Source organism: Janibacter sp. DB-40, from assembly GCF_029510815.1.
In the GTDB taxonomy this organism is placed as follows: Bacteria; Actinomycetota; Actinomycetes; order Actinomycetales; family Dermatophilaceae; genus Janibacter.
Map to the genome: position 1 here is coordinate 1,332,476 of NZ_CP120360.1, position 21,566 is coordinate 1,354,041.

At 69.4% G+C, this 21,566-nt stretch carries 20 protein-coding genes; 7 read left to right on the forward strand and 13 right to left on the reverse strand.

What is annotated here, in order from left to right; genetic code table 11:
• Positions 1-19: 19 nt before the first annotated feature.
• The 4 genes from PVE36_RS06320 to PVE36_RS06335 all read right to left on the reverse strand — a co-directional run bounded on the left by PVE36_RS06320 (position 20) and on the right by PVE36_RS06335 (position 4,482).
• A complete protein-coding gene (locus tag PVE36_RS06320) occupies positions 20-871 on the reverse strand; it encodes an alpha/beta hydrolase (RefSeq protein ID WP_277455312.1) in 852 nt (283 codons plus the stop codon).
• The gene (locus PVE36_RS06325) at positions 868-1,818 is read right to left on the reverse strand and encodes a 3-carboxyethylcatechol 2,3-dioxygenase (protein ID WP_277455313.1); all 951 of its coding nucleotides are present in this window, start codon (positions 1,816-1,818) and stop codon (positions 868-870) included. Before PVE36_RS06325 ends, PVE36_RS06320 begins: the two co-directional genes overlap by 4 nt.
• Positions 1,815-3,545 (reverse strand): bifunctional 3-(3-hydroxy-phenyl)propionate/3-hydroxycinnamic acid hydroxylase, encoded by a 1,731-nt coding sequence (locus PVE36_RS06330; protein ID WP_277455315.1) that lies wholly within the window; start codon positions 3,543-3,545, stop codon positions 1,815-1,817. The genes PVE36_RS06325 and PVE36_RS06330 overlap by 4 nt, the downstream gene beginning before the upstream one ends.
• A 157-nt stretch (positions 3,546-3,702) precedes the next feature.
• A complete protein-coding gene (locus PVE36_RS06335) occupies positions 3,703-4,482 on the reverse strand; it encodes an IclR family transcriptional regulator (RefSeq protein WP_277455317.1) in 780 nt (259 codons plus the stop codon).
• Positions 4,483-4,556: 74 nt separating this feature from the next.
• Between PVE36_RS06335 and PVE36_RS06340 the strand changes: the two genes are divergently transcribed.
• Entirely contained in the window at positions 4,557-5,927 is a 1,371-nt protein-coding gene (locus tag PVE36_RS06340; RefSeq protein ID WP_277455319.1) for an MFS transporter, read from the forward strand.
• A gap of 6 nt (positions 5,928-5,933) precedes the next feature.
• Here the strand turns inward: PVE36_RS06340 and PVE36_RS06345 are convergent, their stop codons facing one another.
• From PVE36_RS06345 to PVE36_RS06365, 5 genes are all read right to left on the reverse strand, one after another.
• A complete protein-coding gene (locus PVE36_RS06345) occupies positions 5,934-6,458 on the reverse strand; it encodes a YetF domain-containing protein (protein ID WP_277455321.1) in 525 nt (174 codons plus the stop codon).
• Positions 6,459-6,527: 69 nt separating this feature from the next.
• A complete protein-coding gene (locus PVE36_RS06350; protein ID WP_277455776.1) occupies positions 6,528-7,547 on the reverse strand; it encodes an ArsA family ATPase in 1,020 nt (339 codons plus the stop codon).
• The gene (locus tag PVE36_RS06355; protein ID WP_277240402.1) at positions 7,538-7,795 is read right to left on the reverse strand and encodes a cory-CC-star protein; all 258 of its coding nucleotides are present in this window, start codon (positions 7,793-7,795) and stop codon (positions 7,538-7,540) included. Before PVE36_RS06355 ends, PVE36_RS06350 begins: the two co-directional genes overlap by 10 nt.
• Positions 7,792-9,495: a carbon starvation protein A gene (locus tag PVE36_RS06360; RefSeq protein ID WP_277455323.1), complete on the reverse strand. Its 1,704-nt coding sequence runs from the start codon at positions 9,493-9,495 to the stop codon at positions 7,792-7,794. Before PVE36_RS06360 ends, PVE36_RS06355 begins: the two co-directional genes overlap by 4 nt.
• Before the next feature lie 163 nt (positions 9,496-9,658).
• Positions 9,659-10,054 (reverse strand): hypothetical protein, encoded by a 396-nt coding sequence (locus PVE36_RS06365; protein WP_277455325.1) that lies wholly within the window; start codon positions 10,052-10,054, stop codon positions 9,659-9,661.
• Between the two features lie 129 nt (positions 10,055-10,183).
• Here PVE36_RS06365 and PVE36_RS06370 point away from each other — a divergent pair, with 129 nt between their 5' ends.
• Entirely contained in the window at positions 10,184-10,462 is a 279-nt protein-coding gene (locus PVE36_RS06370; protein WP_277455326.1) for a DUF4212 domain-containing protein, read from the forward strand.
• On the forward strand, positions 10,459-12,222 hold the full coding sequence (locus PVE36_RS06375; protein ID WP_277455327.1) for a sodium:solute symporter family protein: 1,764 nt from the start codon (positions 10,459-10,461) through the stop codon (positions 12,220-12,222). The genes PVE36_RS06370 and PVE36_RS06375 overlap by 4 nt, the downstream gene beginning before the upstream one ends.
• Positions 12,223-12,329: 107 nt before the next feature.
• Here PVE36_RS06375 and PVE36_RS06380 read toward each other — a convergent pair whose 3' ends face one another.
• The 3 genes from PVE36_RS06380 to PVE36_RS06390 all read right to left on the reverse strand — a co-directional run bounded on the left by PVE36_RS06380 (position 12,330) and on the right by PVE36_RS06390 (position 16,021).
• Positions 12,330-13,742, reverse strand: coding sequence for an SPFH domain-containing protein (locus PVE36_RS06380; RefSeq protein WP_277455328.1), 1,413 nt, complete (start codon positions 13,740-13,742; stop codon positions 12,330-12,332).
• Complete coding sequence (locus PVE36_RS06385; protein ID WP_277455329.1) at positions 13,739-15,442, reverse strand: SPFH domain-containing protein; 1,704 nt, start codon at positions 15,440-15,442, stop codon at positions 13,739-13,741. The genes PVE36_RS06380 and PVE36_RS06385 overlap by 4 nt, the downstream gene beginning before the upstream one ends.
• 291 nt (positions 15,443-15,733) lie before the next feature.
• Positions 15,734-16,021: a sulfurtransferase TusA family protein gene (locus PVE36_RS06390; RefSeq protein ID WP_277455331.1), complete on the reverse strand. Its 288-nt coding sequence runs from the start codon at positions 16,019-16,021 to the stop codon at positions 15,734-15,736.
• 109 nt (positions 16,022-16,130) lie between these two features.
• Between PVE36_RS06390 and PVE36_RS06395 the strand changes: the two genes are divergently transcribed.
• The 3 genes from PVE36_RS06395 to PVE36_RS06405 all read left to right on the forward strand — a co-directional run bounded on the left by PVE36_RS06395 (position 16,131) and on the right by PVE36_RS06405 (position 18,933).
• Positions 16,131-16,751 (forward strand): DUF6318 family protein, encoded by a 621-nt coding sequence (locus PVE36_RS06395; protein ID WP_277455333.1) that lies wholly within the window; start codon positions 16,131-16,133, stop codon positions 16,749-16,751.
• Positions 16,748-17,695 carry a hypothetical protein gene (locus PVE36_RS06400; RefSeq protein ID WP_277455334.1) on the forward strand — a complete coding sequence of 316 codons (948 nt, stop codon included), beginning with the start codon at positions 16,748-16,750 and terminating at the stop codon, positions 17,693-17,695. The genes PVE36_RS06395 and PVE36_RS06400 overlap by 4 nt, the downstream gene beginning before the upstream one ends.
• 98 nt (positions 17,696-17,793) lie before the next feature.
• Positions 17,794-18,933 carry an NAD(P)/FAD-dependent oxidoreductase gene (locus PVE36_RS06405; protein WP_277455335.1) on the forward strand — a complete coding sequence of 380 codons (1,140 nt, stop codon included), beginning with the start codon at positions 17,794-17,796 and terminating at the stop codon, positions 18,931-18,933.
• A 5-nt stretch (positions 18,934-18,938) separates the two neighbouring features.
• On the opposite strand, the gene PVE36_RS06410 is transcribed toward PVE36_RS06405, so the two are convergent.
• The gene (locus PVE36_RS06410) at positions 18,939-20,018 is read right to left on the reverse strand and encodes a helix-turn-helix transcriptional regulator (protein ID WP_277455336.1); all 1,080 of its coding nucleotides are present in this window, start codon (positions 20,016-20,018) and stop codon (positions 18,939-18,941) included.
• A 152-nt stretch (positions 20,019-20,170) separates the two neighbouring features.
• Between PVE36_RS06410 and PVE36_RS06415 the strand changes: the two genes are divergently transcribed.
• The gene (locus PVE36_RS06415; protein ID WP_277455337.1) at positions 20,171-21,505 is read left to right on the forward strand and encodes a YjiH family protein; all 1,335 of its coding nucleotides are present in this window, start codon (positions 20,171-20,173) and stop codon (positions 21,503-21,505) included.
• Positions 21,506-21,566 lie beyond the last annotated feature (61 nt).

Here is a 21,566-nt window from a genome sequence, read left to right on the forward strand (position 1 = left end):
AGGCGTCTCTGTGGGGTGGTCAGTCCCGCAGGAAGTGCAGCACCTGCTCGGCGAACTCCTCGGCGTGCTCGATCTGCAGCCAGTGGCCGCAGCCGTTGATGAGGTACATGCGTGAGTTGCGCAGCATGGAGGTCAGGCGCAGCGAGTGCTCGAAGTGCACGACGCGGTCGTCGCGGCCGTGGAAGAGCAGTACAGGGGCGGTGATGTCGCGCAGGCGGGCGTGGTCGAGCTCGACGACGGGCTTCTTGCCGGTGCCCTCGATGAAGTTGCGGGCGTGCTCGGGATACGCGAGGACCATGTCGGTGCGCTGCTGGATCAGCTCGTCGGTGGCGAACTTCGAGTCGAAGGTCATCACGTCGACCAGTTCCTTCAGGGTCTCGAAGGAGGGCTGGCGGTAGCCCTTCTGCAGCACCTTCAACCCCTCGGTCAGGCCGGCGGCGCCCATGAGGGTGGGGGCGCCGGAGGAGGATCCCATGGTGATCAGACGGTGCACGCGCTCGGGGTGCTCGTAGCCGAAGCGCAGGGTGGTCCCGCCGCCCATGGAGTTGCCGATGATGGTGGCCGTGTCGATGTCCAGGGCGTCGAGCAGGTCCAGCAGGGCCGTGGAGTGGTCGCGCTCCTGCCAGGTGACCGGGTCGGACTCGCCCCAGCCGGGCATGTCGACGGCGATGACGCGGTAGTGCTGCGCCAGGCGGGGGATGACGGCCGAGAAGTTGCTCCACCCTGTCGCGCCGGGCCCGGAGCCGTGCAGCAGGATCAGCGGCTTGCCGGTGCCGGCCTCGTTGATGTGGATGTTCCACCGGCGGGTCTGGACCATCCGGCTGGTCGACTCGTAGGTCAGCTCGCTGGTGGGGGTGGTGGTGGCAGTCATCGGTTTTTCTCCTTCGTGCGTGCGGTCATGACCCCGAAGCCGGCGATGTACTCGGGGATCGGGCGGTAGTACTCGTGCTCGACGGTGTAGTCGCCGACGGCGGACATCGCGGCGAAGGCGGCCACCCAGGAGCGCACCTCGTGCGAGGAGTTGCCGGCGGTCGCGGCCATCGCCTCGGCCTCGTAGCCGTCGAAGGCAGTCACCTCGCCCGCGCGGCAGACCCGCATGAACTCGTGGTCCCACTCCGGGTTGAGGTCGGTGATGGTGGCCGTGCCGGCGGCGAAGTCCCTGGCGGTGTCGATGACCCGCTGCTGCCGGGCAGCCTGCGCCTCGGGTGTCGGATTGCGTCCGTCGATCAGCTTCTCGCGCACCTGTGGGGTGGCGGTGGCCCACTGCGGCACCGGCGGGTCGTGGCTGAGGCCGCCGGAGGCGATGACCAGGGTGCGCTCGGGGCGCTCGGCGGCCCAGCGGCCGACCGCCTCGCCGAGCAGCCGGATGCGGCGCATCGGGACGAAGGGGGCGGCCACGCCGTTGACGAAGAGGGGGATGGTCGGCACGGTGTCGATCCCGCCGAAGATCACCTCCAGCGGCTGGACCGCGCCGTGGTCGACGCCCATCGCGCGGGAGATCGTCAGGTCGACGTCGCGGGCCTGCACGGACCGGGCGAGGTCCTCGGCCACGTCGGCCGGGACGCGAAGGGGGCCGGTCGCGGTGTCGTAGTCACCGAGGCCGTAGGCGCCCAGGCCCAGGCAGAAGGGCGGCATCGTGTCGTAGAAGAAGCCGTTGTAGTGGTCCGGGCCGATGGTGATGACCAGCTCCGGGTCCACCTCGCGCACGAAGTCCCGCACGGCGGCGAAGGCGCCGTCGACCTCCCTTCGCACCTCGTCGGTGACCTCGATCCGGCCGAGCAGGGGAGTGTGCGACATCGCGACCAGTGACAAGCTCATGCCGACACCGCCAGCTGCGCGAAGTCGTCCGCGGCCGGGCCTTGTAGGGACCCCACCGACGTCGCGCCCATCGCGACCCGCAGCGCGGCCAGCGCGCGTCCCGACTCCTGTGCGAGGCAGGCCGCGGCGACGAACCGGTCCGGGCGCAGGAAGACCACACCCATGGCAGATCGGTCGAACCAACCCTTGAGCGAGCCGTCGGTGTCGCCGACGACCAGGGTGCCGGAGCCGGCGTACTCCCGTTCGGCCCACGGACGCTGGCTCTCGGACATGAAGGAGACGAAGCGTGCCCCCATGTGCTCGAGCTGGCGACGCTCCTCCGGCGTGAAGAGGCGCGCGGGGTCGTTCCCCCAGGCAGCGACGGTCCACCACGGACCGATGACGTCGTCGAGCCGCACGCCCGTGTGCTCGTGGGTGTTGACCCGCGGCTGGATGAACTGCTTGCCGACGGGCGTCTGCTTGTCGACGGCGTTGCGCACGGTCATGAAGCGCGAGGTGCGGCGGCGCTCCTGCTCGCCGGGGAGCAGCGAGTCCGGGGAGACGACGACGCCCTTGGCGTAGAACGGCATCGGCTTGAACCGCATGTCGGCGAAGTAGGCCTTGACCTTCGGGCTGAGGTTCATCGCCCGGCTGACCGTGTCGCGCACGGCGCAGACGGCGCGGTTGGTGGGCTTGATGACCGAGCCGAAGGTCATCGACAGGTCGATCATCGCCTTGGCGTGGTCGCGGCGCTCGACATCGTAGGTGTCCAGGAGCGACTCGTCGGCCTGGCCGGCGAGGACGCTCGCGAGCTTCCAGGCGAGGTTCGTCGCGTCGCGCATGCCGGAGTTCCACCCTTGGCCCATCCACACCGGCATCAGGTGCGCGGCGTCGCCGGCGATGAGGATGCGGCCCTGACGGAAGGAGCTGGCGATGCGGCCGTGGTGGGTGAAGACGCGGCGACGGATGACGTCGAGGGTCGAGGAGTCCGGCACGTGGTCGGCGAGCAGGGCGGCGACGAAGGCGTCGTCCTCCACCCGCTCGCTGGGCTCGTCGTCGAAGAGCATGAACTCCCAGCGACGGATGCCGTGCGGTAGGCCGATCGAGACGTAGGGGCGCGCCGGGTCGGCGCCGAGGTAGACATTGGGCGCGCCGAGCGGGTCGTTGTTGACGTCGATGACGACCCACCGGGTCGACGGGGACTCGCCGACGAAGTCGACGTCCATCCGCTTGCGCGTGGGGGAGGACCCCCCTTCGCAACCGACGAGGTAGTCCGCGGTGAAGACCTGCTCGCGGGTCGACCCGTCCGGCTCGGTGACGGTCGCGGTGACCTCGACGTGCTCGCCGCGGTCGACGCTGCGGGTGACCGTGTGGTCGAAGAGGACCCTGACGTTCCCGAAGCGCTCGAGGCCCTCGTGCAGCTGCTGGTCGACGAGCGGCTGGATGAAGCCGAACTTGCGCGGCCACCCGAAGGGCTCGCCCTGGGGGGCGTTGGTCACCATCGTCTCGCCCCTGCCGTTGACCAGGCGCATCACGTGGTGCGGGATCGTGTACGGCTCGACCTGCTCGACGAGGCCCATGGTCTGGATCGAGCGCATCGACTCGTCGTCCAGGCCCACGCCCCGGGGGTAGTCGATGAGCCGGCTGCGCGACTCGAGCAGGGTCACGTCCCGGCTGTAGCGGCCCAGGAGGTTGGCCAGTGCCAGGCCGACGGGGCCGGCTCCCACGATCATCACTTCACTGTGCATGGACCGACCATGACGGCACGGCAGCCGCGGCCCCATCCCGTGTGCCACCCCGTGGCACGGGTTCGGCGTGCGATTCGCAGGAGCCTAAGCAGTTGCGAGGGAGGCGGCCCGGTTCTCGCAGGAGCCTAAGCAGTTGCGAAGGGGGGGGAGGGTCGCCTCAGGAGGTCCGGGCCATGGCCCGGGTGGCACGGGCGCAGACGTCCAGCAGGAGCTGCTCGTGACCGGCCCGGGCGACATCGGGGGGACCCGTCAGGGCGAGCGATGCGCAGGGACGACCGTCGCCGTCCATGACGACCGAGGCGACACTGCTCACCCCTTCGACGTACTCGTTGTCGTCCACGCCGATCCGCGACCGGGCCACCCGCGACAGCTCGACCCGCAGCGCGTCGCCGTCGGTGATCGTCTGCTCGGTGAAGGCGATCAGCTCCGAGTCGCACACCCGCTCGGCCGCCTCCCGGTCGAAGGCCAGCAGCACCTTGCCCAGCGACGTGCAGTGCGCCGGGGCGCGACCGCCGATGCGGGAGGGGGAGTGGGCGCGGTGGCGGCCGTGGAGCTTGTTGAGGAAGACGATCTCGCCCTCGCGCAGGACCGCCAGCTGGCAGGTCTGCCGGGTCGCCTCGTACAGCACGGAGAGGAAGGGGGTCAGTACCGTCTGCACGCGCGCCGCCTCCGGGTCGGCCGGCAGGGCGAGGTGGGAGCCGAAGAGGGGGCCGGTGCGGAAGCTGTCCCCACGCCGCTCGACCGCCCCGCTCTCCTCGAGGGTGTGCAGCAGGCGGAAGGTGGTCGACTTGGGGATGTCCGTGCGGCGCGCCAGCTCGCTGACGCCCAGGCCCTCGGACCCGAACTGGTCGACCATCGCGAGCAGCCGGACCGCGCGGTCGACGGCGTTGACCTTCTTCGGCACGGTGCTCCCTTCGTGGTGTGACCATCGTGCCACGTGGTGGCACGGACGATGTTGCGCAGGGCGCGCGATACCCACCAATGGTCCCAGACCACTTACCTGGAGGACCCATGATCAACGATGATCTCGCCACGCCCGGCGGCGCTGCGACGCCGCGGGCCACCGCCATGACGACGCCCGCCGAGCGACGCCGCGCGCAGTCGTCCAGCTTCCTCGGCTCGGCCGTGGAGTACTACGACTTCCTGCTGTACGCGGCCGCTGCCGGTCTCGTCTTCCCGGATCTGTTCTTCTCCGAGGTCGACCACGGCACCGGGGTCCTGCTGAGCTACCTGACGCTCTTCACCGGATACGTCTCCCGGCCGATCGGTGGCCTGCTCTTCGGCCACTTCGGCGACAAGCTCGGCCGCAAGAACATGCTCGTGGTCACCCTGCTCGTCATGGGCATCGTCTCGATGGTCATCGGCATGATGCCGACGGCCGCGAGCATCGGCATCGCCGCCCCGATCCTGCTGGCGGTCCTGCGGCTCGTCCAGGGACTCGCGGTCGGCGGCGAGTGGGCCGGCGCGATGCTCATGGCCGGCGAGCACTCCACCAACCGCTCCAAGGGCATCGGTGCGAGCCTGGCGATGGCCGGTGCCCCCTTCGGCGCCGTCATGGCCACCCTCGTCCTCGGCATGACCACCGGGCTCACCGGGGACGCCTTCTTCGAGTGGGGCTGGCGCGTGCCCTTCCTGCTCTCCGCGGTCGTCGTCGCCGTCGGGCTCTACCTGCGGCTGCGCGTCTCGGAGTCGCCGGAGTTCGAGGCGGCCCGCAAGCGCGGTGAGATCCACACCGGCCTGCCGGTCGCGGTGCTCTTCACCAGCTACCGCCGCACGGTCGTGCTCGGCAGCCTCGCGGTCATGGCACCGCTGTTCATGCAGGGCCTGCTTGCGGTCTTCATGGTCCCCTACGTCGTCGCGAGCGGCGCCGTCTCCCAGGAGAACGCGCTGTACATGCTCACCCTGAGCAACTTCGTGCACGTTTTCACGATCCCGCTCTTCGCCTGGCTCAGCGACCGCCTCGGCCGCAAGCCGGTGATGCTCGCCGGTGCCGCCTTCTCGGCCGTCGCGATCTGGCCGATGTTCATGCTCTTCGGCAGCGGCGACCCCATGCTGATCACGATCGCCTTCCTCGTCGGCAACCCGCTGATCCAGGCCACGATGTACGGCCCCGTCGGGGCGTACCTGTCCGAGCTCTTCGAGCCCGCGGCCCGCTACTCGGGCGTCTCGCTGACCTACCAGCTCGGCTCCCTCCTGGGTGCCGGCCTGTCGCCGCTCGTCGCGCAGCGACTCGTCGGCGCCGACGCCAGCACGACGAACCTCGCCTGGTACATCGTCGGCGCCTACGTCGTCAGTGCCGTCGCGCTCATCTTCTCCCGCCGCGTGGCCGCGCCGGAGGCGGGGCGAAGGGAGTCGGCCGAGGAAGCGGTGACGGTCGCCTGACCGTCGTCACTCCCGGGCGACGAAGGGGGTCACGCTCGACCCGTCCCCGATGTCCTCGCGACCGATGACGCCCAAGCTGCCCTCGCGCAGGAGCAGCACGGTGTGCACTTCCTCGAGCGACCCCTTGCCCGCGCCCCGCGCCGCCTCGTGGACGTCGTCCTCGATGAGGCGGTGGCGGCGGAGCGCGCGGTCACGCATCACGCCGTCCTCGTAGAGCACGACCGGTGGGTGGTCGAGCAGCCGCCGGACACCCGTCGAGTGCGAGCGCAGCCAGGCGAGGACCCACTGGAGCACGACGAGCAGGACGAGAACCGCGACCAGCTGGCTGACCGTCCCCTTCTCCGCGGTGATCAGGCGGCCGAAGGCCGAGCCGATGGTCACCGCGATGACGAAGTCCAAGGGAGTCATCTTCGACATCGTGCGCGGGCCGGTCCCGCGCAGCAGCAGGACGAGGACGAGGTAGCCGACGGTCGCCATCACCGCCGCCTGCAGCAGCGGGGTCCAGCCGGTCCACAGGAGTGAGGTGGTCATCGCGTCACCGTGCCACAGGCGCGTCCCGGACCCTGCATCCGCGCGGCGCGTGCGCGACGACGCGCTGCGTCAACCCGCCGGGGTCCCGAGGATCTCCGCGAAGTCGGCCACCGCGTCCGCGCCGACGATGTCCGCCCCGAGCAGCGGCAGCTGGACCACCGGCACGCCGGGCAGCCGCTGGTGGAGCACCGCCAGGTGCTCCTCCTCCTGGGCGCGTCGCGACTCCAGGAACCCACCGACGTCGGCGGGGGAGCGCTTGTTGACCACGAGAGCGGCGACGTCGACGCCGGTGCGCTCCAGCTGCGCGTGCAGCTCGATCGTCTCCAGCACAGGCAGCCGCTCGGCGGTGAGCACGATGAGGAAGGCGGTGCGTCGCTCGTCCTGCAGCAGCTCGCGCAGCCGCGTGAAGCGCGTCTGCCGACGGGTCAGGATGCGACGGATCTCCTGGTCGCGCCGGCCGCGCCGGTCCGGCCCGCGCGTCGAGCCCTCCCGGTCGCCGAGGACCGAGACACCCGGGTCATCGGGGTCGTGGCCCCCGAGTCCGCGCAGGGCGGCGCCGAACTTCTCCGAGCGGTCCTGCCGCCGCAGCAGCCCCTCGGTCCACGCGGACATCGTCTCCGGCAGGGACATCAGCCGACTCGTGTGCCCCGAGGGTGCGGTGTCGAAGACGACGAGGTCGTAGCGGCCCTCGGCCTCCTCGATCGTCTCGGCGACGCGCTCGAGGACGGCCGCCTCGTGCGTGCCGGGGGCGTCGCGGGCGAGGTCGAGGTGCTTGGTGACCTCGCCGTGCAGGTGCTCCGGCATCAGCCGGCGCATCGTCGCCTCGACCGCCGCCAGGTGCTCGTCGGTGGTGCGGGCGGGGTCGATCTCGACCCCGTCCAATCCCTGCGTGAGGTGGACGATCTCGTCACCGACCGGGCGGTCCCACAGGTGACCGAGGTTGTGCGCCGGGTCCGTGGAGACGACGAGGGTGCGTCGCCCCCTTCGCGCGGCGGCGAGGGCGAGGGCGGAGGCGACGCTCGTCTTGCCGACCCCGCCCTTGCCGCCGACGAAGAGGACCGAGCGGCCCTCGACGACGTCTAGCAGCAGCACGAGAACTGGTCCAGCGGCGAGCGGTCCAGACCCATCCGGGTGTGCCACTCGTGCACCCGGTCGTACATCACCGGCAGCAGCTCGGCGGTGTAGTAGCTCGCCGGGTTGGGCACGCCGAGCGCCTCGGAGAGCACGAGCATCATGAAGAGGTCGTCCTCCTCCTGCTTCGCCCGGGCGAAGGCCTGCCGATAAGGCGCGTAGTAGAACTCCTTCAGCCCTGCCGAGAAGCGCTCGAGCCAGGTCATGGCCGGTCCCGCGAGGCGGTCGCCCGCTCGAACTCCTCGTCGTCGGCGCCCTCGCCCTTGCGGGCGCGGTTCATCGCGCCGACCGACTCGACGATGACCCAGACGGCGGCGACGAGGATGATCAGGTCCAGCCCGAGCAGCAGCCAGTTGCTGTCGCGGTAGAACGTACCCAGCTGGACGAAGAGGGCGTAGATCGTCATCGTCAGCAGGAAGACCATCGGCACCACGACGGGCAGGATGCCGCGCTTCTTGCGCAGCAGCATCACGCTGATGATGCCCAGCGTCAGACCGGCGAGCAGCTGGTTGGTCGTGCCGAAGAGCGGCCAGATGAGCAGACCGCCCGAGCCGTCGAGACCCGCACCGAAGGTCAGAGCGAGGGCGACGCCGACGGCGATGATCGTGGCGGCGCCCTTGCCGATGCTCATCCGCATGGCGTCACCGGCCTCCTGGACGACGAAGCGCTGCAGGCGCACGCCGGTGTCCATCGTGGTCGCGGCGAAGAGCACGGCCATGGTGGCCAGCACGGTCGCGCTGAGCGAGGTCGGCAGGCCGATGCCGGCGTTCATGATCGATGCGCCGCCGTCGACGAAGGCCGTGACGCCGCCCTCGTTGAAGGCCGAGTAGACGGCCTCCCAGTCCGCGAGCGTGCGGAAGCCGGCGGTCGTGGCGATGATCGCACCCAGCGCCAGCAGGCCCTCGCCGACGGCGCCGAAGTACCCGACGAACCGGGCGTCGGTCTCCTTGTCCAGCTGCTTGGAGCTGGTGCCGGAGGAGACCATGCCGTGGAACCCGGAGATGGCGCCGCAAGCGATCGTCACGAAGAGCAGCGGCACGAGGCTCGGGGTGCCGTCGGGGACGTTGTCGTTGAAGGCAGGGGCCACCATGTCGCGGCCGGCGAAGAGCACGGCGCCGTAGAGCAGGCCGAGGCCGATGAAGAGCTGCAGGCCGTTGATGTAGTCACGCGGCTGGAGCAGCAGCCACACCGGCAGGATCGAGGCGATGCCCGCGTAGACGAAGAGGATGATGATCCACACCCCGTTGTCCGGCACGCCCATGACCGTCTCGGGGAGGGAGATGGGGAACTGGTCGCCGATGAGGATCAGCGTGTAGAGCGCGACGACGCCGACGACGGAGACGGCCGCGAGGTTCCAGTTGAGGCGGTAGATGGCCTGGCCGATGAGGAGGGCGACGAGGATCGCGCCCCACACCGGGATGACGGCCGTCGGGGTGCTGATGAGCAGGCTGGCGATGACCACCGCGAAGGCGGCGTTGACCATGAGCAGCAGCAGGAAGATGACGACGAGGAAGAGGTTCGCCCCGCGTGCGCCGATGTACCGCTCGGACAGTGCCCCCATGGACTTGCCCTTGTTGCGCACGGACGCCCACAGCGCACCCATGTCGTGCATGCCGGCCATGAAGATGGTGCCGATCGTCACCCACAGGAAGGCCGGGAGCCAGCCCCAGATCACCGCGACCGCCGGGCCGACGATGGGAGCGGCGCCGGCGACGGAGGTGAAGTGGTGGCCCCAGAGCACGTACTTGTTCGTCGGGACGTAGTCGACCCCGTCGGTCAGCTCGTGCGAGGGAGTCGTGAAGTTCGGCTCCAGCCGATAGACGCGGGTGGCGAGGTACTTCGAGTAGAGGAAGTATCCGGCGAGGATCATCGCCACGCCAATGACTGCCAGCAGGACCGAGTTCATCGTTGACTCCGATACGGCGAGTGGGGCATTCCTCTACGGGGAGTAGGGGATCCTCTCCACGGTACCGGCTACCGTTTGGTAGTTGAGGGATCACGAAGGGGGTCGCTGCCGGCGTGTCCCAGCCGTCACTCCCGCCGTGGTCGGGGACCGTCCGACCCCTCGGTCAGTCGTCCTGTCCGAGCCACAGGAGGCGGGCGGCGTTGAGCGCGAGCACCCCGCCACCGAGGCTGAAGACCAGGCCCGGGCCCGGGTACCAGCCCTGCGTGCCCACGAGCGTCAGCACGTGCACCACCTGCCACACGGGCAGGGCGACAGCGACGACGCCGGCGATCACTCCCTGCGCGGCCGCCAGCCGCGGTCGCCGGACGATGCCACCGGCCAGGGCGAGCAGGCCGACGTAGAAGGTCCACTGCCCCGGGCCGCGGAATCCGCTGACCTCACCGATCGGGGTGTAGAGCCACGGCAGGAAGCCGCCGACCATGAGCAGCGCGGCCACCCCGAGGAGCATCCCCTGACCGGGCCGTCGGGTCCGTCGCTGCCGTTCGGGCCGAGAAGTCATACCGGGACCATAGACCGCTGTCCGGTACCACAGAGGTCACAATGCTTGACTGCTGTACCACCTGCTGCTTCTCTGGAAGTGCTCCCGGCGGCAACGGGGCCGCACGGGCACTCCAAGGAGGGGTCTGTCGTGGATCAGCAGCAACGGACTGAGTACTGGCGCCGCAACCTGAGGCTGATGGCGGTGTTGCTCGTCGTCTGGGCACTCGTCTCCTTCGGGGCGGGCATCTTCTTCACCGAATGGCTGAACCAGGTCTCCTTCATCGGGGTACCGCTGGGCTTCTGGTTCGCCCAGCAGGGATCGATCATCACCTTCCTCATCCTCATCGCGGTCTACGTCTGGCGAATGGACAAGCTGGACAAGGAGTACGGCGCGGATGACTACGAGAAGGGGGTGCGCCACTCATGAGCGAGATCCAGCTGTGGACCCTGATCTTCGTCGGCCTGTCCTTCTCGCTCTACATCTACATCGCCTACCGCAGCCGGGTGTCCGACACCGCGGGCTTCTACGTCGCCGGCGGCGGGATCCCTGCGCCGGCCAACGGCGCCGCCATCGCCGCGGACTGGATGAGCGCCGCCTCGTTCATCTCGATGGCCGGCCTGATCGCCCTGGCCTACAACGGGTACTCCGGCTCGGCCTACCTCATGGGCTGGACCGGTGGTTACGTGCTGCTGGCGATGCTGCTCGCGCCGTACCTGCGCAAGTTCGGCAAGTACACGATCCCCGACTTCGTCGGTGACCGGTACAACGAGACCGCCCGGCTGATCGCCGTGATCTGCGCGATCGTCGTCTCCTTCACCTACGTCATCGGGCAGATGGCCGGCGTCGGTGTCGTGTTCGGACGGTTCCTCGAGGTCAACACGACGATCGGTGTCATCATCGGCATGACGATCGTCTTCTTCTACGCCGTCCTCGGCGGGATGAAGGGCATCACGTGGACACAGGTGGCGCAGTACAGCGTGCTGATCGTCGCCTACCTCATCCCCGCCGTCGCGGTCTCCACCCGCCTGACCGGGATCCCGGTCCCGCAGGTCGGGTTCGGGCAGATCATGGACGAGCTGGAGGGGGTGCAGGCCGACCTCGGCTTCGGCTCCTACACCTCGGCACTGGCCGGCACCGACCAGCTGAACATGTTCCTGCTGACCGCGTCGTTGATGTTCGGCACCGCCGGGCTGCCGCACGTGATCATCCGCTTCTACACGGCGGCATCGGTGCGGGCCGCGCGCTACTCGGCGTTGTGGGCGCTGTTCTTCATCGCCCTGCTGTACACCACCGCCCCCACGGTGGCCGCGTTCGCGAAGTACAACATCCTCACCGACCTGCGCGGCACACCGACGGAGGAGCTGCCGTCGTGGTTCTCCACCTGGGCGAACGTCGGGCTGATCACCGGGCCGGACGGTGGCCCGCTGCGCGACGTCAACGGTGACGGGACGTACAACTTCACCGGCGCCGCGTCCGACATCGCCAACGAGGTGATGATCAACAACGACATCGTGGTGTTGGCCTCGCCGGAGATCGGCGGACTGCCGGCACCCATCGTCGGCCTGGTGGCCGCCGGTGGTCTCGCCGCGGCGCTGTCGACCGCATCCGGTCTGCTGCTGGTGATCTCCTCCTCGGTCGCCAACGACGTCTACCACAAGCGGATCAACCCGCAGGCGGACGAGAAGAAGCAGCTGCTGGTGGCCCGCATCTCCATGGCCGTGGCGATCGTCATCGCCGGCTTCTTCGGGGTCAACCCGCCCGGGTTCGCCGGAGAAGTGGTCGCGCTCGCGTTCGGTCTGGGCTGTGCCAGCTTCTTCCCGACACTGGTGCTGGGCATCTTCTGGAAGAAGTGCACGGCCGCAGGAGCCGCGGCCGGCATGGCCGTCGGCATCGGCGTGACGTTGTTCTACATGATCTGGACCATCGAGATCTGGGGCAACAACGAGGGCATCTTCGGGATCGCCGCGACCGGCTTCGGCGCGGTCGGCATGGTGATCAACCTGCTGGTGACCATCATCGTCTCGCAGTTCACCACCAAGCCCACCGAACTCGTCCAGGAGCTGGTCGAGGAGATCCGCTACCCGGGGCAGACCGCCCTGGTCGCGGCGCACGCCGCCGGCGAGCTGAAGCTCGACGACGACCCGGACGAGGGTGACAAGGGCCCCGGTCGGCACCGTCCTCACTGACCGGAGGGCATGACGAAGGGGGTCGGAGACGTGGTCTCCGACCCCCTTCGCCCTGCTCCCTGAGGTGCGAGCGCCCCCCGGGCGCGAGCCTCGAAGGGACTCGGCTCCTACTCGCCCCGCTGATCCCGGTACGCCCGGGCCGCGTTCGAGGCGGCCTGCCGCGCGTCCTCCTGCATCGCCGCGGACGACTGCTGCTGGCCACCCGAGCCGGACCCGGACTGCCGGATCGTGCGGTGGGCGCTGCCCTCGCCGGAGACCTGCGGCAGCAGCTGCGCCATGAGCAGCGTCGACAGCGCCGAGGTGTCACCGCTGCCGGCGTCGGTGTGCACGATGACCGGCCGCGGGGCGTGCTCGGCCAGCGTGGCGCCGACGTCGAGGCGACGCTGGGCCAGCTCGTACTCCAGGACCGCACGGTTGTCGCGGTAGGCCGTGGCCAGCTGCTCCTGGGCCTTGGCCTCACCCTGGGCGGCGACGAGGTTCGTGCGCGCCCGGGTCTCGATCTCGTAGCGGACCTTCTGCGCCTCGGTCTCGCGCTCCTCGAGCATCTGCGCGACGTCCTTGCGGGCCTTGTTCAGCGAGGCCTGCACCTCGACGACCTTGGCGTCGCGGACCTTCTTGGAGCGCTCGATCTCCATCAGGAGGGTGTCGATCCGGCGCTTGCGCGTCAGGTCCCACTCCTTCTCGTAGGCGACGAGCTCCTTGGCGACCCGCTCGCGCGTGGCCAGGTGCTCCCGGTAGGTGTCGGGCAGCTGCACGTCGGGGATGTTGCAGCCCATGATCTGCACGCCGTAGCGGGTCAGCTGGCGGTTGAGCAGGTCCTGCATGTCCTTGACGTCGCTGCCGCGCAGGTCGTAGGCCTGCTCGGTGAGCACCTGGCGGCTGCGCTGGCGGATCGCGTCCTGCACCGAGTTGGACAGCACGAGGTCGAAGTTGCCGGCGCCGATCGTCTGCACGAAGCGGATCGCGTCGACGATGCGGAAGCGCAGGAAGAACTCGATCGACTTCAGCGGGACGTTCTCGTGCGTGGGGGAGGACAGCACCGGGGCGGTGTAGGGGATCTCGGTGGTCACGTCGACGACGTAGGCCACGCGCGCCCACGGGTGCCACAGGTAGTGGCGACCGGGGGAGAGGCCCGGGCCGGAGATCGCGCCGAACTTCGTCAGCACACCGACCGTGCCCTCCTCGATCTCGACGATCGAGGAGCGCCACCACCACAGGGCGGCCAGCAGCACGGAGATGATCGCGACGACGATCGCCACCCCACCCATGCCGCCTGCGAGGTCCCCGCCGGTCGCCATGAGGATGATCCCGCTGACCAGGGCCCACACGGCGAACCAGATCAGGCCCGTCCAGCGCAGACCGCGCTTGTCCTTGGGGATGACGACGGGCACGAGCGAGCCGGAGTCACCGCCGCGCAGGAAGCGGGCGACGTCGCCCCACGAGGAGACGACCTCCTTGATCGAGCTCATCCCTTGCCCGCGTGAGGCGCGGACGGCCTGCTCCATCATCTGGTCGCTCATGCCTGCTCACCCTCGTCCGTCACGTCGTACTGCTGCGGGGCCGGCATCGCCGGTGGTTCCTCGGGTGCCGGCGGTGGGGGTGAGCTCGCCTCGGCGGGTGCGAAGCCCCCTTCGTCCCCGAACTGGGCGGTGACGCTCTCGTCGGTGACCGACTGGCGGATCGCGTCGAGGCGCTGCTCGCCCTCGGTGTCGAGGTCGGTCTCCGAGGAGGGGAGGATCTCCACGTCCGTCTCCTCGGGGGCCTGCAGCAGCGACTCGATGTCGGCCTCGCGGGCGGAGACCCGCTCGGAGATGTCGCCCTGGCGCGAGCGGATGGACTCCATCGCCTCGGTGGAGAAGAGCTGCTGCCCCTGGCCGCCGACGAGCTGGCGGGCGATCTGCAGGTAGTCCACGCTCTCGGACTCCGCGCCGATGCGCACGATCTGGGGAAGGGAGTGGGAGACCGACTCCATCTTCTCCAGCTGGTCCTGCTGGTAGCGGTAGTCGAGGATCTCCGGCGCGAGCGCCGCGCTCAGCGCGCGGATGTCCAGTGCCTGCGCCTCGAGCAGCGCCGCGTTGGCCTTCGCGTCCGACTCGGACTCGACGAAGCGCTGGCGGGCGACCGCTTCGGCGCGGTTGGTCTCGCGCTCGAGCGCCGTGTCCATCTGCGCCTGGTAGCGGGCGATGTCGGCCTGGATGGCGGAGAGGTTCTCGTTGAGCGAGGCGAGGTCCTTGTTCAGGTCACCCTCGTTCTGCTCCTTCTTCAGGCTCAGCTCGTAGTCGTAGGTGTAGGCCTCCTTGGCCACCCGGATCATCTCCGGTGCGGCGAGGTCCATCCGGTACTCCTGTGCGGACGGCTCGGCGTGCGTGATATTGGCCGTCGTCAGCTCCACCGCGGGGGCGAACTGGGCGTTGAGCTGCTCGAGCAGGCGGGAGGTGCTCTCGCCGACGAGGTCGTAGATGCCCGAGGCCTCCTGCTCGTAGATCAGCGAGCGGGTGGTCTCGGAGATGGCGTTGTTCAGCTTGTCCTGGAATCCCTGCACGGCGCCGAGGACGAAGACGAACTCGCGGGCGCTGACGATGCGGAACTGGAGGAAGAGGTCGACCGAGGCCTGGACGCCGGACTTCGTGGGGGCCGAGCGGATCGGCGCGTTGAAGGGGTACTCGCGGGTGGTGTTGATGATGTAGGAGACGCGCTTCCACGGGTTCCACAGCGTCACCCGGCCGGGACCGACCTCGTCCTCGACCTTGCCGAAGCGGCTGATCAGGGCGGTGCAGCCCTCGGGGACCATGACCATGCCGTGGCGCCACCACAGGAAGGCCGCGGCGAGCACGACGAGCAGCCAGTAGTGCGGGCCGAAGACCGCCGTGGTCAGGTCGAAGGGCAGCAGGAAGATCGACCCGACGATGCCGAAGAGCACGAGCAGCACGGCGGGGAGCATCGCCCGCAGGCGGCCGCCCTTGGGCATGACCATCGGGGTGATGACGTGCACCGGTCCCTCGGTGCCCATCTCGTACTGGCTGCGGCTGAGGTGCTCCGCGGCCGCGTCGAGGGAGACCTGCTCGGCGTTGATCCGGGTGCCGGCCGATCCGCCCTCGCCCCGGGCGGCCGGGAAGTCCCGCGCGTTGAGGTCGAACCCGGCGCTCTCGGCGCCCTCTCGGGCCTGGTCGACCATCTCGCCCATGCCGCTCGAGTCGGCGACCTGGCGGGCGGTGTCCATGAATTGTTGGGCTCGGTTGCTCAAGCCATTTCCCCCTGCGAATCGGTGTGGCGGTGACCACACCCGATCCTGTCACACACGCCTACTCGCTGGTTGAGGTGCAAGCGCCGTCGGTGGTTGAGGTGTGAGCGCCGTGACTCCCTGGGTGGTTGAGGTGTGAGCGCCCCCGGGGCGCGAGCCTCGAAACCACCCCCACGCTGGCTGAGGAGTGAGCGCCCCCGGGCGCGAACCTCGAAACCACCCCACGGTCCCTGAGGCGCGAGGCCGCCCGCGGCCGAGCCTCGAAGGGACTTACCCCACCACGCGCCAAGGGAACTCTGGATCCGTCGACCTCGCCTGCGGCGAAATGCACACCCCGTACCGCGGGATGCCCTCGTCCTCGACCGGGCCGAGGTAGCCGTGCCCGGTGATCCGGCACCACGCCGGCAGGTCGATCGGGGCGATGGGGTCGCTCGTCTCGAGGTGGACCACGGCCCCGGCGTCGAGGGCCAGGGCCTCCTGGCGCAGCAGGACCAGCAGCCGTGCGCACCCGAGGTCGCCGCCACGCAGCAGGTGCGCACCGTCGGGGAGTCGTTCCATGGGGTCATTGTCGCGCAGGCCTGTGGATACTCGAGATGCGGTCGGGCCAGATCTCAATACCCTTGATCACCGATGCGGCCTCGCTCGGAGGCCCGAGGGAGGAACACGCGTGCGAGTAGTCCGACGACGTCCGGCGGCCATCCTGGCCGCGACCGTGCTTGCGCTGTCCGCCTGTGGTGGTGATGGCGAAGGGGGGTCCTCCAGTTCGTCGTCCACCGCGAGCCCGCAGCCGGTCGAGCCGTCGTCGAGCAGCTCGAGCTCGTCGTCCAGCTCGGCGTCGTCGTCGTCGAGTGGCGCCACTGCTGCGCCCGATCTTCCCGAGGCAGCCACCAAGCACACGCAGGAGGGGGCTGTGGCGTTTGCGAAGTACTACTGGAACGAGCAAAGCCGAGCGCTGCACGCCGGCGACACCTCAACATTGAAGACACTCGTGTCTGACGACTGCGCGGTTTGCTACGAGTACATAGACGCCGTCGATGCCGAGATCAAGAACGGGCGACATTCAGACGTTCTTCCCACCACGGTCTTGGGGACCAAGGTGACTTCCGATACGGCAGGCAAGTCGGAGCAAGCAGTCACGGTGACTGCCAAGGACCGCGCCTACAAGATTGTCGATGATTCAGGGAAGTCGGATATGGCCCCAAGCGACCCCATCAAGTATGACGTGGTCATTTACGTTGATTGGGTCTCGGGCCGATGGTCGGTCGTCGACAGTTACATGCTGACATGAGAATTCTCGCACTCCTATGCGCATCGGCCTTGATCGCGTTGGGACTTTCTGGCCCTGCTGGAGCGGACGTTGAGCCCAAGCCCAAGACGAACAACTTCCAGACGGGCGCTCACGCCAGGCAAGAGAGGGTCACGGACGTCCAGCGCCAGTTGGATAAGGACCGTGCGATTGGCGGCGGTACCCGATCCCGCTCCTCCGGCAAGGCTGAGGACATCGCCTGGAGCGCGCCCCCGGCCAAGTGGGTCACCAAGGAGCGCACCTGCACGGGCGGCGGCATCGACCCCGCCTGCAGCGCAACGATCATCGACTGCCGCACCAACCCGGATGCCTCCGGGCCACCGCGCCTGATCTGGTGGCGCCAGGAGGGCACCGAGCAGTGGTACGGCCCGACCCAGACGTGTCTGCCGGGCTACCCGGCCCCGCCTGACGTCAACGACCCCACGATCCCGCAGACGTCGGCCCCGCCCCCACCGGTACCCACGATCCGCCAGATCCGCGAGGCGTTCATGGCGCTGCCCTTCGCCAAGCCCGAGGTGTCGATGCAGCCCGTCGGCAACAAGACACTGGTCAACCTGCCAACGTATTACCAGGCCGCGTGGCCCGAGGGCGCCGGCCTGAAGCCCGGTGACGTCAGCAAGCCGGTGCAACTGCTGTCCTGGACGATCGAGTTCAAGGTCGCCTCGAAGGACTACCGCTACACCTTCGGAGATGACGCCTCCTCGGGATGGACAGAGAGCTCGGGTGGGGTCTACCCGGACGGCGACATCACCCACACTTACGACAGCACCGGCACGCACTCGGTGAAGGTCGACGCCCGGCTGGTCGGCCAGTTCCGCCTCAATGGCGGCGCCTGGCAGGACCTCGGCGCTGTCGCGGACCTGCAGGACGAGCCTGTGGCCGAGCTGCAGGTCGTGGGCACCAGGACGCGCCTCGTCGACAACTGACGCGGCCATCGCGGGTCCCGGTCGTGGCCGGCCCAGCCCGCACAACCCCCCCCACTTGGGGGATGGTGCCGACCTTTGTCTGGTCCGAGGCTTGAGGCATGGACGAGATGATCGTGGTGGGCAGTGGTCCGGCGGGCTTGGCGACAGCGGCCGAGCTGGGCCGCAGGGGAATGCAGGTGAGAGTGCTGGAGCGTGGCGACCGGCTGGGCGCCGCGTGGGCCGGACGCTATGACGGGCTGCGCTTCAACACCAGCCGGTGGTGGTCGGCGCTGCCGGGCGCGCCATTCCCGAAGGACTACGGATGGTTCCCGACCCGCGACCAGTACGTCACCTACCTCGAGGACTACGCAGCGCGGCACGGGGTGACGGTCCGCACCGGGGTCGAGGTCCGGCGTCTCGACCCGGCTCCGGCCGGTGACGGTTGGCAGTTGTCGACCACCGCAGAGCGTCTGTACTCACATCAGGTGGTCGTGGCAACCGGTGCTCTGAACCGACCCCGAGTCCCCTCGTGGGCCCACGACACCGACTACGGCGGCGCCGTGCTGCACACGAGCGACTACCGCAACGCCGCCCCCTTCCGTGGCCGGCGCGTCCTCGTCGTCGGGCCGGGCTCCTCCGGGCTGGAGATCGCGCGCGAACTCGTTGAAGGCGGCGCCGGTGAGGTGCTGCTGGCGGTGCGCACCCCACCCAACCTGCTCCCTCGGGAGAGCGGGGGTCTGCCCTTCGACCTTCCCGTGCCGCTCTTCCTCGGGCTGCCCGAACCGCTCGTCGACGCGATGCTGCGCCAGACCCAGCGCAGGTTCTGGGGCGACCTGAGCGACTACGGGCTACCACCGGCGCCCGAGGGCGTCATGGCCGGTCTGCGCAGCCGTGGCGCGGGGACGGCGATCGTCGATCGAGCGTCGGTCGAAGCGGTCCGCGCGGGATCGATCCACGTCGTGGCGGGGGTGGAGCGCCTCGACCCGACCGGAGCGGTGCTCACCGACGGGGAGCATGCGCAGGTCGATGCCGTGGTCCTGGCCACGGGGTACACGACCGGACTGGACAGCATGGTCGGGCACCTCGACGTCCTGGATGGTCGCGGCATGCCGCGGGTCGTCGATGGCGGCGAGGCCGCCGATGGGCTTCGCTTCATCGGATACGTCTACCGCCCGGGCCTCACCGGGTACGTGGGGAAACTGGCGCGCAGAGCCGCCCGCGAGATCACCCGGTCCCGCACCAGGGAGCTGGTCGGCTGAGCGAGTCAGGCCCTCGCGCGGGCGGAGCGCACCACGGGCTCGTGCGCGAGACGAGCGAAGAGCTCCGGGCGGCTGTTGACCCCGAGCTTGGCGAAGACGGACTTCACGTGGCCACGCAGGGTGTCCGGGGTGATCCACAGGTCGGCGGCGATGTCGGCCGTTGACCGTCCGGTGAGCAGATGCTGGGCCACCTGCCGCTCACGCGGAGTCAGCTCGTGCAGGTGCAGCAGCACGGGCGCGACGTCCGAGCGGTGCGCGGGCTCGAGCAGGACGGCTGTCTGCCCCCGGCCGGCCAGCCGGGAGCCGCGCACCAGGAGCCACTCGCCGGAGATGGCCCGAACCCTGGCCACCGGCGGCGGTCGGTCGAGCCCGCCCGCGATGCTGGCCCGGGCGTGCGCGGCGACCTCGTGCACGACCATCGATCGCTCGAGCTTGTCGTCGTCGACGGGCCCGAGCCAGTCCAGCGCTCGCGGCGTGGTCGAGACGACACCACCGTCGTCGTCCAGCACGATCACGCCGGGGGCCTCCCGGGCCGGGTCGAGCCACGCCTCGTCGAGGAGCAGGCCGCTACGGATGCCGTGGGCCAGGTGCGGTGCGAGCCTCGCCAGCAGGTCCACGTCGGGCTGGGAGAACCACGGCGAGTCCGCGGTCCGGGTCAGGCAGACGTGTCCCCAGCACACCCCACCGGTGCAGAAGACGGCGCGCAGCTCGTCGCCGAAGTCGCGGGGCTCGTACACGGTGCGCCACCGCAGGCTTCTGCTGAGCCGCCCTTCGGTCGTCCCGCTGAGCGAGGCCGCCGCGACGCCCGCCCTGACCATGTCGACGAACTTGTTCAGGTCATCCTGAGTGAGCTCGAGCTCGATGAGCGCCAGATGGGCCTCGCGCGGGACGTCCTCCTCGTACACCGCGTTGAGCAGCATCGTGTCGGGGTCCACCAGCAGCCAGCCTGCGGAGTCATAGGGGAGACGTCGACGCAGCAGCGTCGCGACGTGCTCGTAGAGCGCGAGGGGGTCCTGGGCGCGTGCGCACTCCCGGGCGACCGCCTCGACCAAGCGATCGTCCTGCGCGCGCGGACGCACCACCATCCCTCGATTTTGCCGCGCCGGCGCAGGCGTGTCCACGACGAGATGTCTGGGATACCAGACACTTTGTGTCCAGACCGCCGGTCGGCGGTCTGTCCCCGGAGCCACGATGGCCTGAGCCAGGACACCGACGTTCACCGGAGGCAGGCGCGACCATGCCGAGTCAGATCGAGACCCACACCCAGCAATCCCGGACGAGCAGCGACCCACCGGGACTGTGGCGGTTCTTCGTCTTCAGCGCCATCGGCATCGTCATGTTCTTTGTGCCAGTCACCATCGGCGGCACCAACACGATCCCGCTGGACCACATCGTCACCGGCCTGCAGACGCACGCCTCGCAGGTCGTCCCCTTCGTCGCGCTGGCGCTCATCCTGCTCGGCACCGCGCGACCCTTCGCCACGGGGTCGTGGCGTGACAGCCCGACCAAAACGATCTTCGCCCTGCTCAACATCGTCGGCCTCGTCGTCGCCGTCCTCATGCTCACCCGGCAGCCGTCGTGGCTCGCCGCCCCCGACATTGGCCCCTTCCTCTGGGAGAAGCTCGTCATCCCCGTCGGCCTCATCGTCCCCGTCGGGGCGATCTTCCTCGCGCTGCTCGTCGGCTACGGGCTGATGGAGCTGGTCGGCGTGCTCGTCCAGCCGATCATGCGTCCGCTCTTCCGCACCCCCGGCCGCTCGGCGATCGACGCGGTCGCCTCGTTCGTCGGCAGCTACTCGCTCGGGCTGCTCATCACCAACCGCGTCTTCCACGAGGGCAAGTACAGCGCTCGCGAGGCATCGATCATCGCCACCGGCTTCTCGACCGTGTCGGCCACCTTCATGATCATCGTCGCCAAGACCCTCGGCCTGATGGACCAGTGGCTGACGTACTTCTTCGTCACGCTCCTGGTGACCTTCGCCGTCACCGCCATCACCGTGTGGATCCCGCCGCTCTCCCGCGTGCACAACGACTTCCACGCGGGCGTCACCCCGCAGCCGGAGGAGCAGGTCACCGGCAAGCGCACGGCCGCCGCCTGGCGGGAGGCGAAGGGGGCGCTGGCCGAGGTCCCCGGCTTCTGGACCCACCTGTGGTCCAACTTCCGCGACGGCGTCTACATGGCCGCGGCGATCCTCCCTTCGATCCTCTCCGTCGGGTTGATCGGACTGCTCCTGGCGAAGCACACCCCGATCTTCGACTGGCTGGGCTGGATCTTCGTGCCCTTCACCTGGGCGACCCAGATGGCCGAGCCGGTCCTCGCGGGGAAGGCCATCTCCCTGGGCATCGTCGAGATGTTCCTGCCGGCGATCCAGGCCGCCGAGGTCGACTCGCTGGTCACGCGGTTCGTCATCGGGGTGGTGTCGGTGTCGCAGATCATCTTCTTCTCCGCGCTGGTGCCCTGCATCATGGCGACCGACATCCCGATCACGATCTGGCACCTCGTCGTCATCTGGCTCGAGCGGGTCGTGCTGACCATCCTGCTCGCGGCCCCGCTGGCACACCTGCTGCTCTGACATCGTGCCGAGCGGGGGAGCCTTCCCCTCCTCCAACAGCCCGACCGCTCGTAGGCTCCCT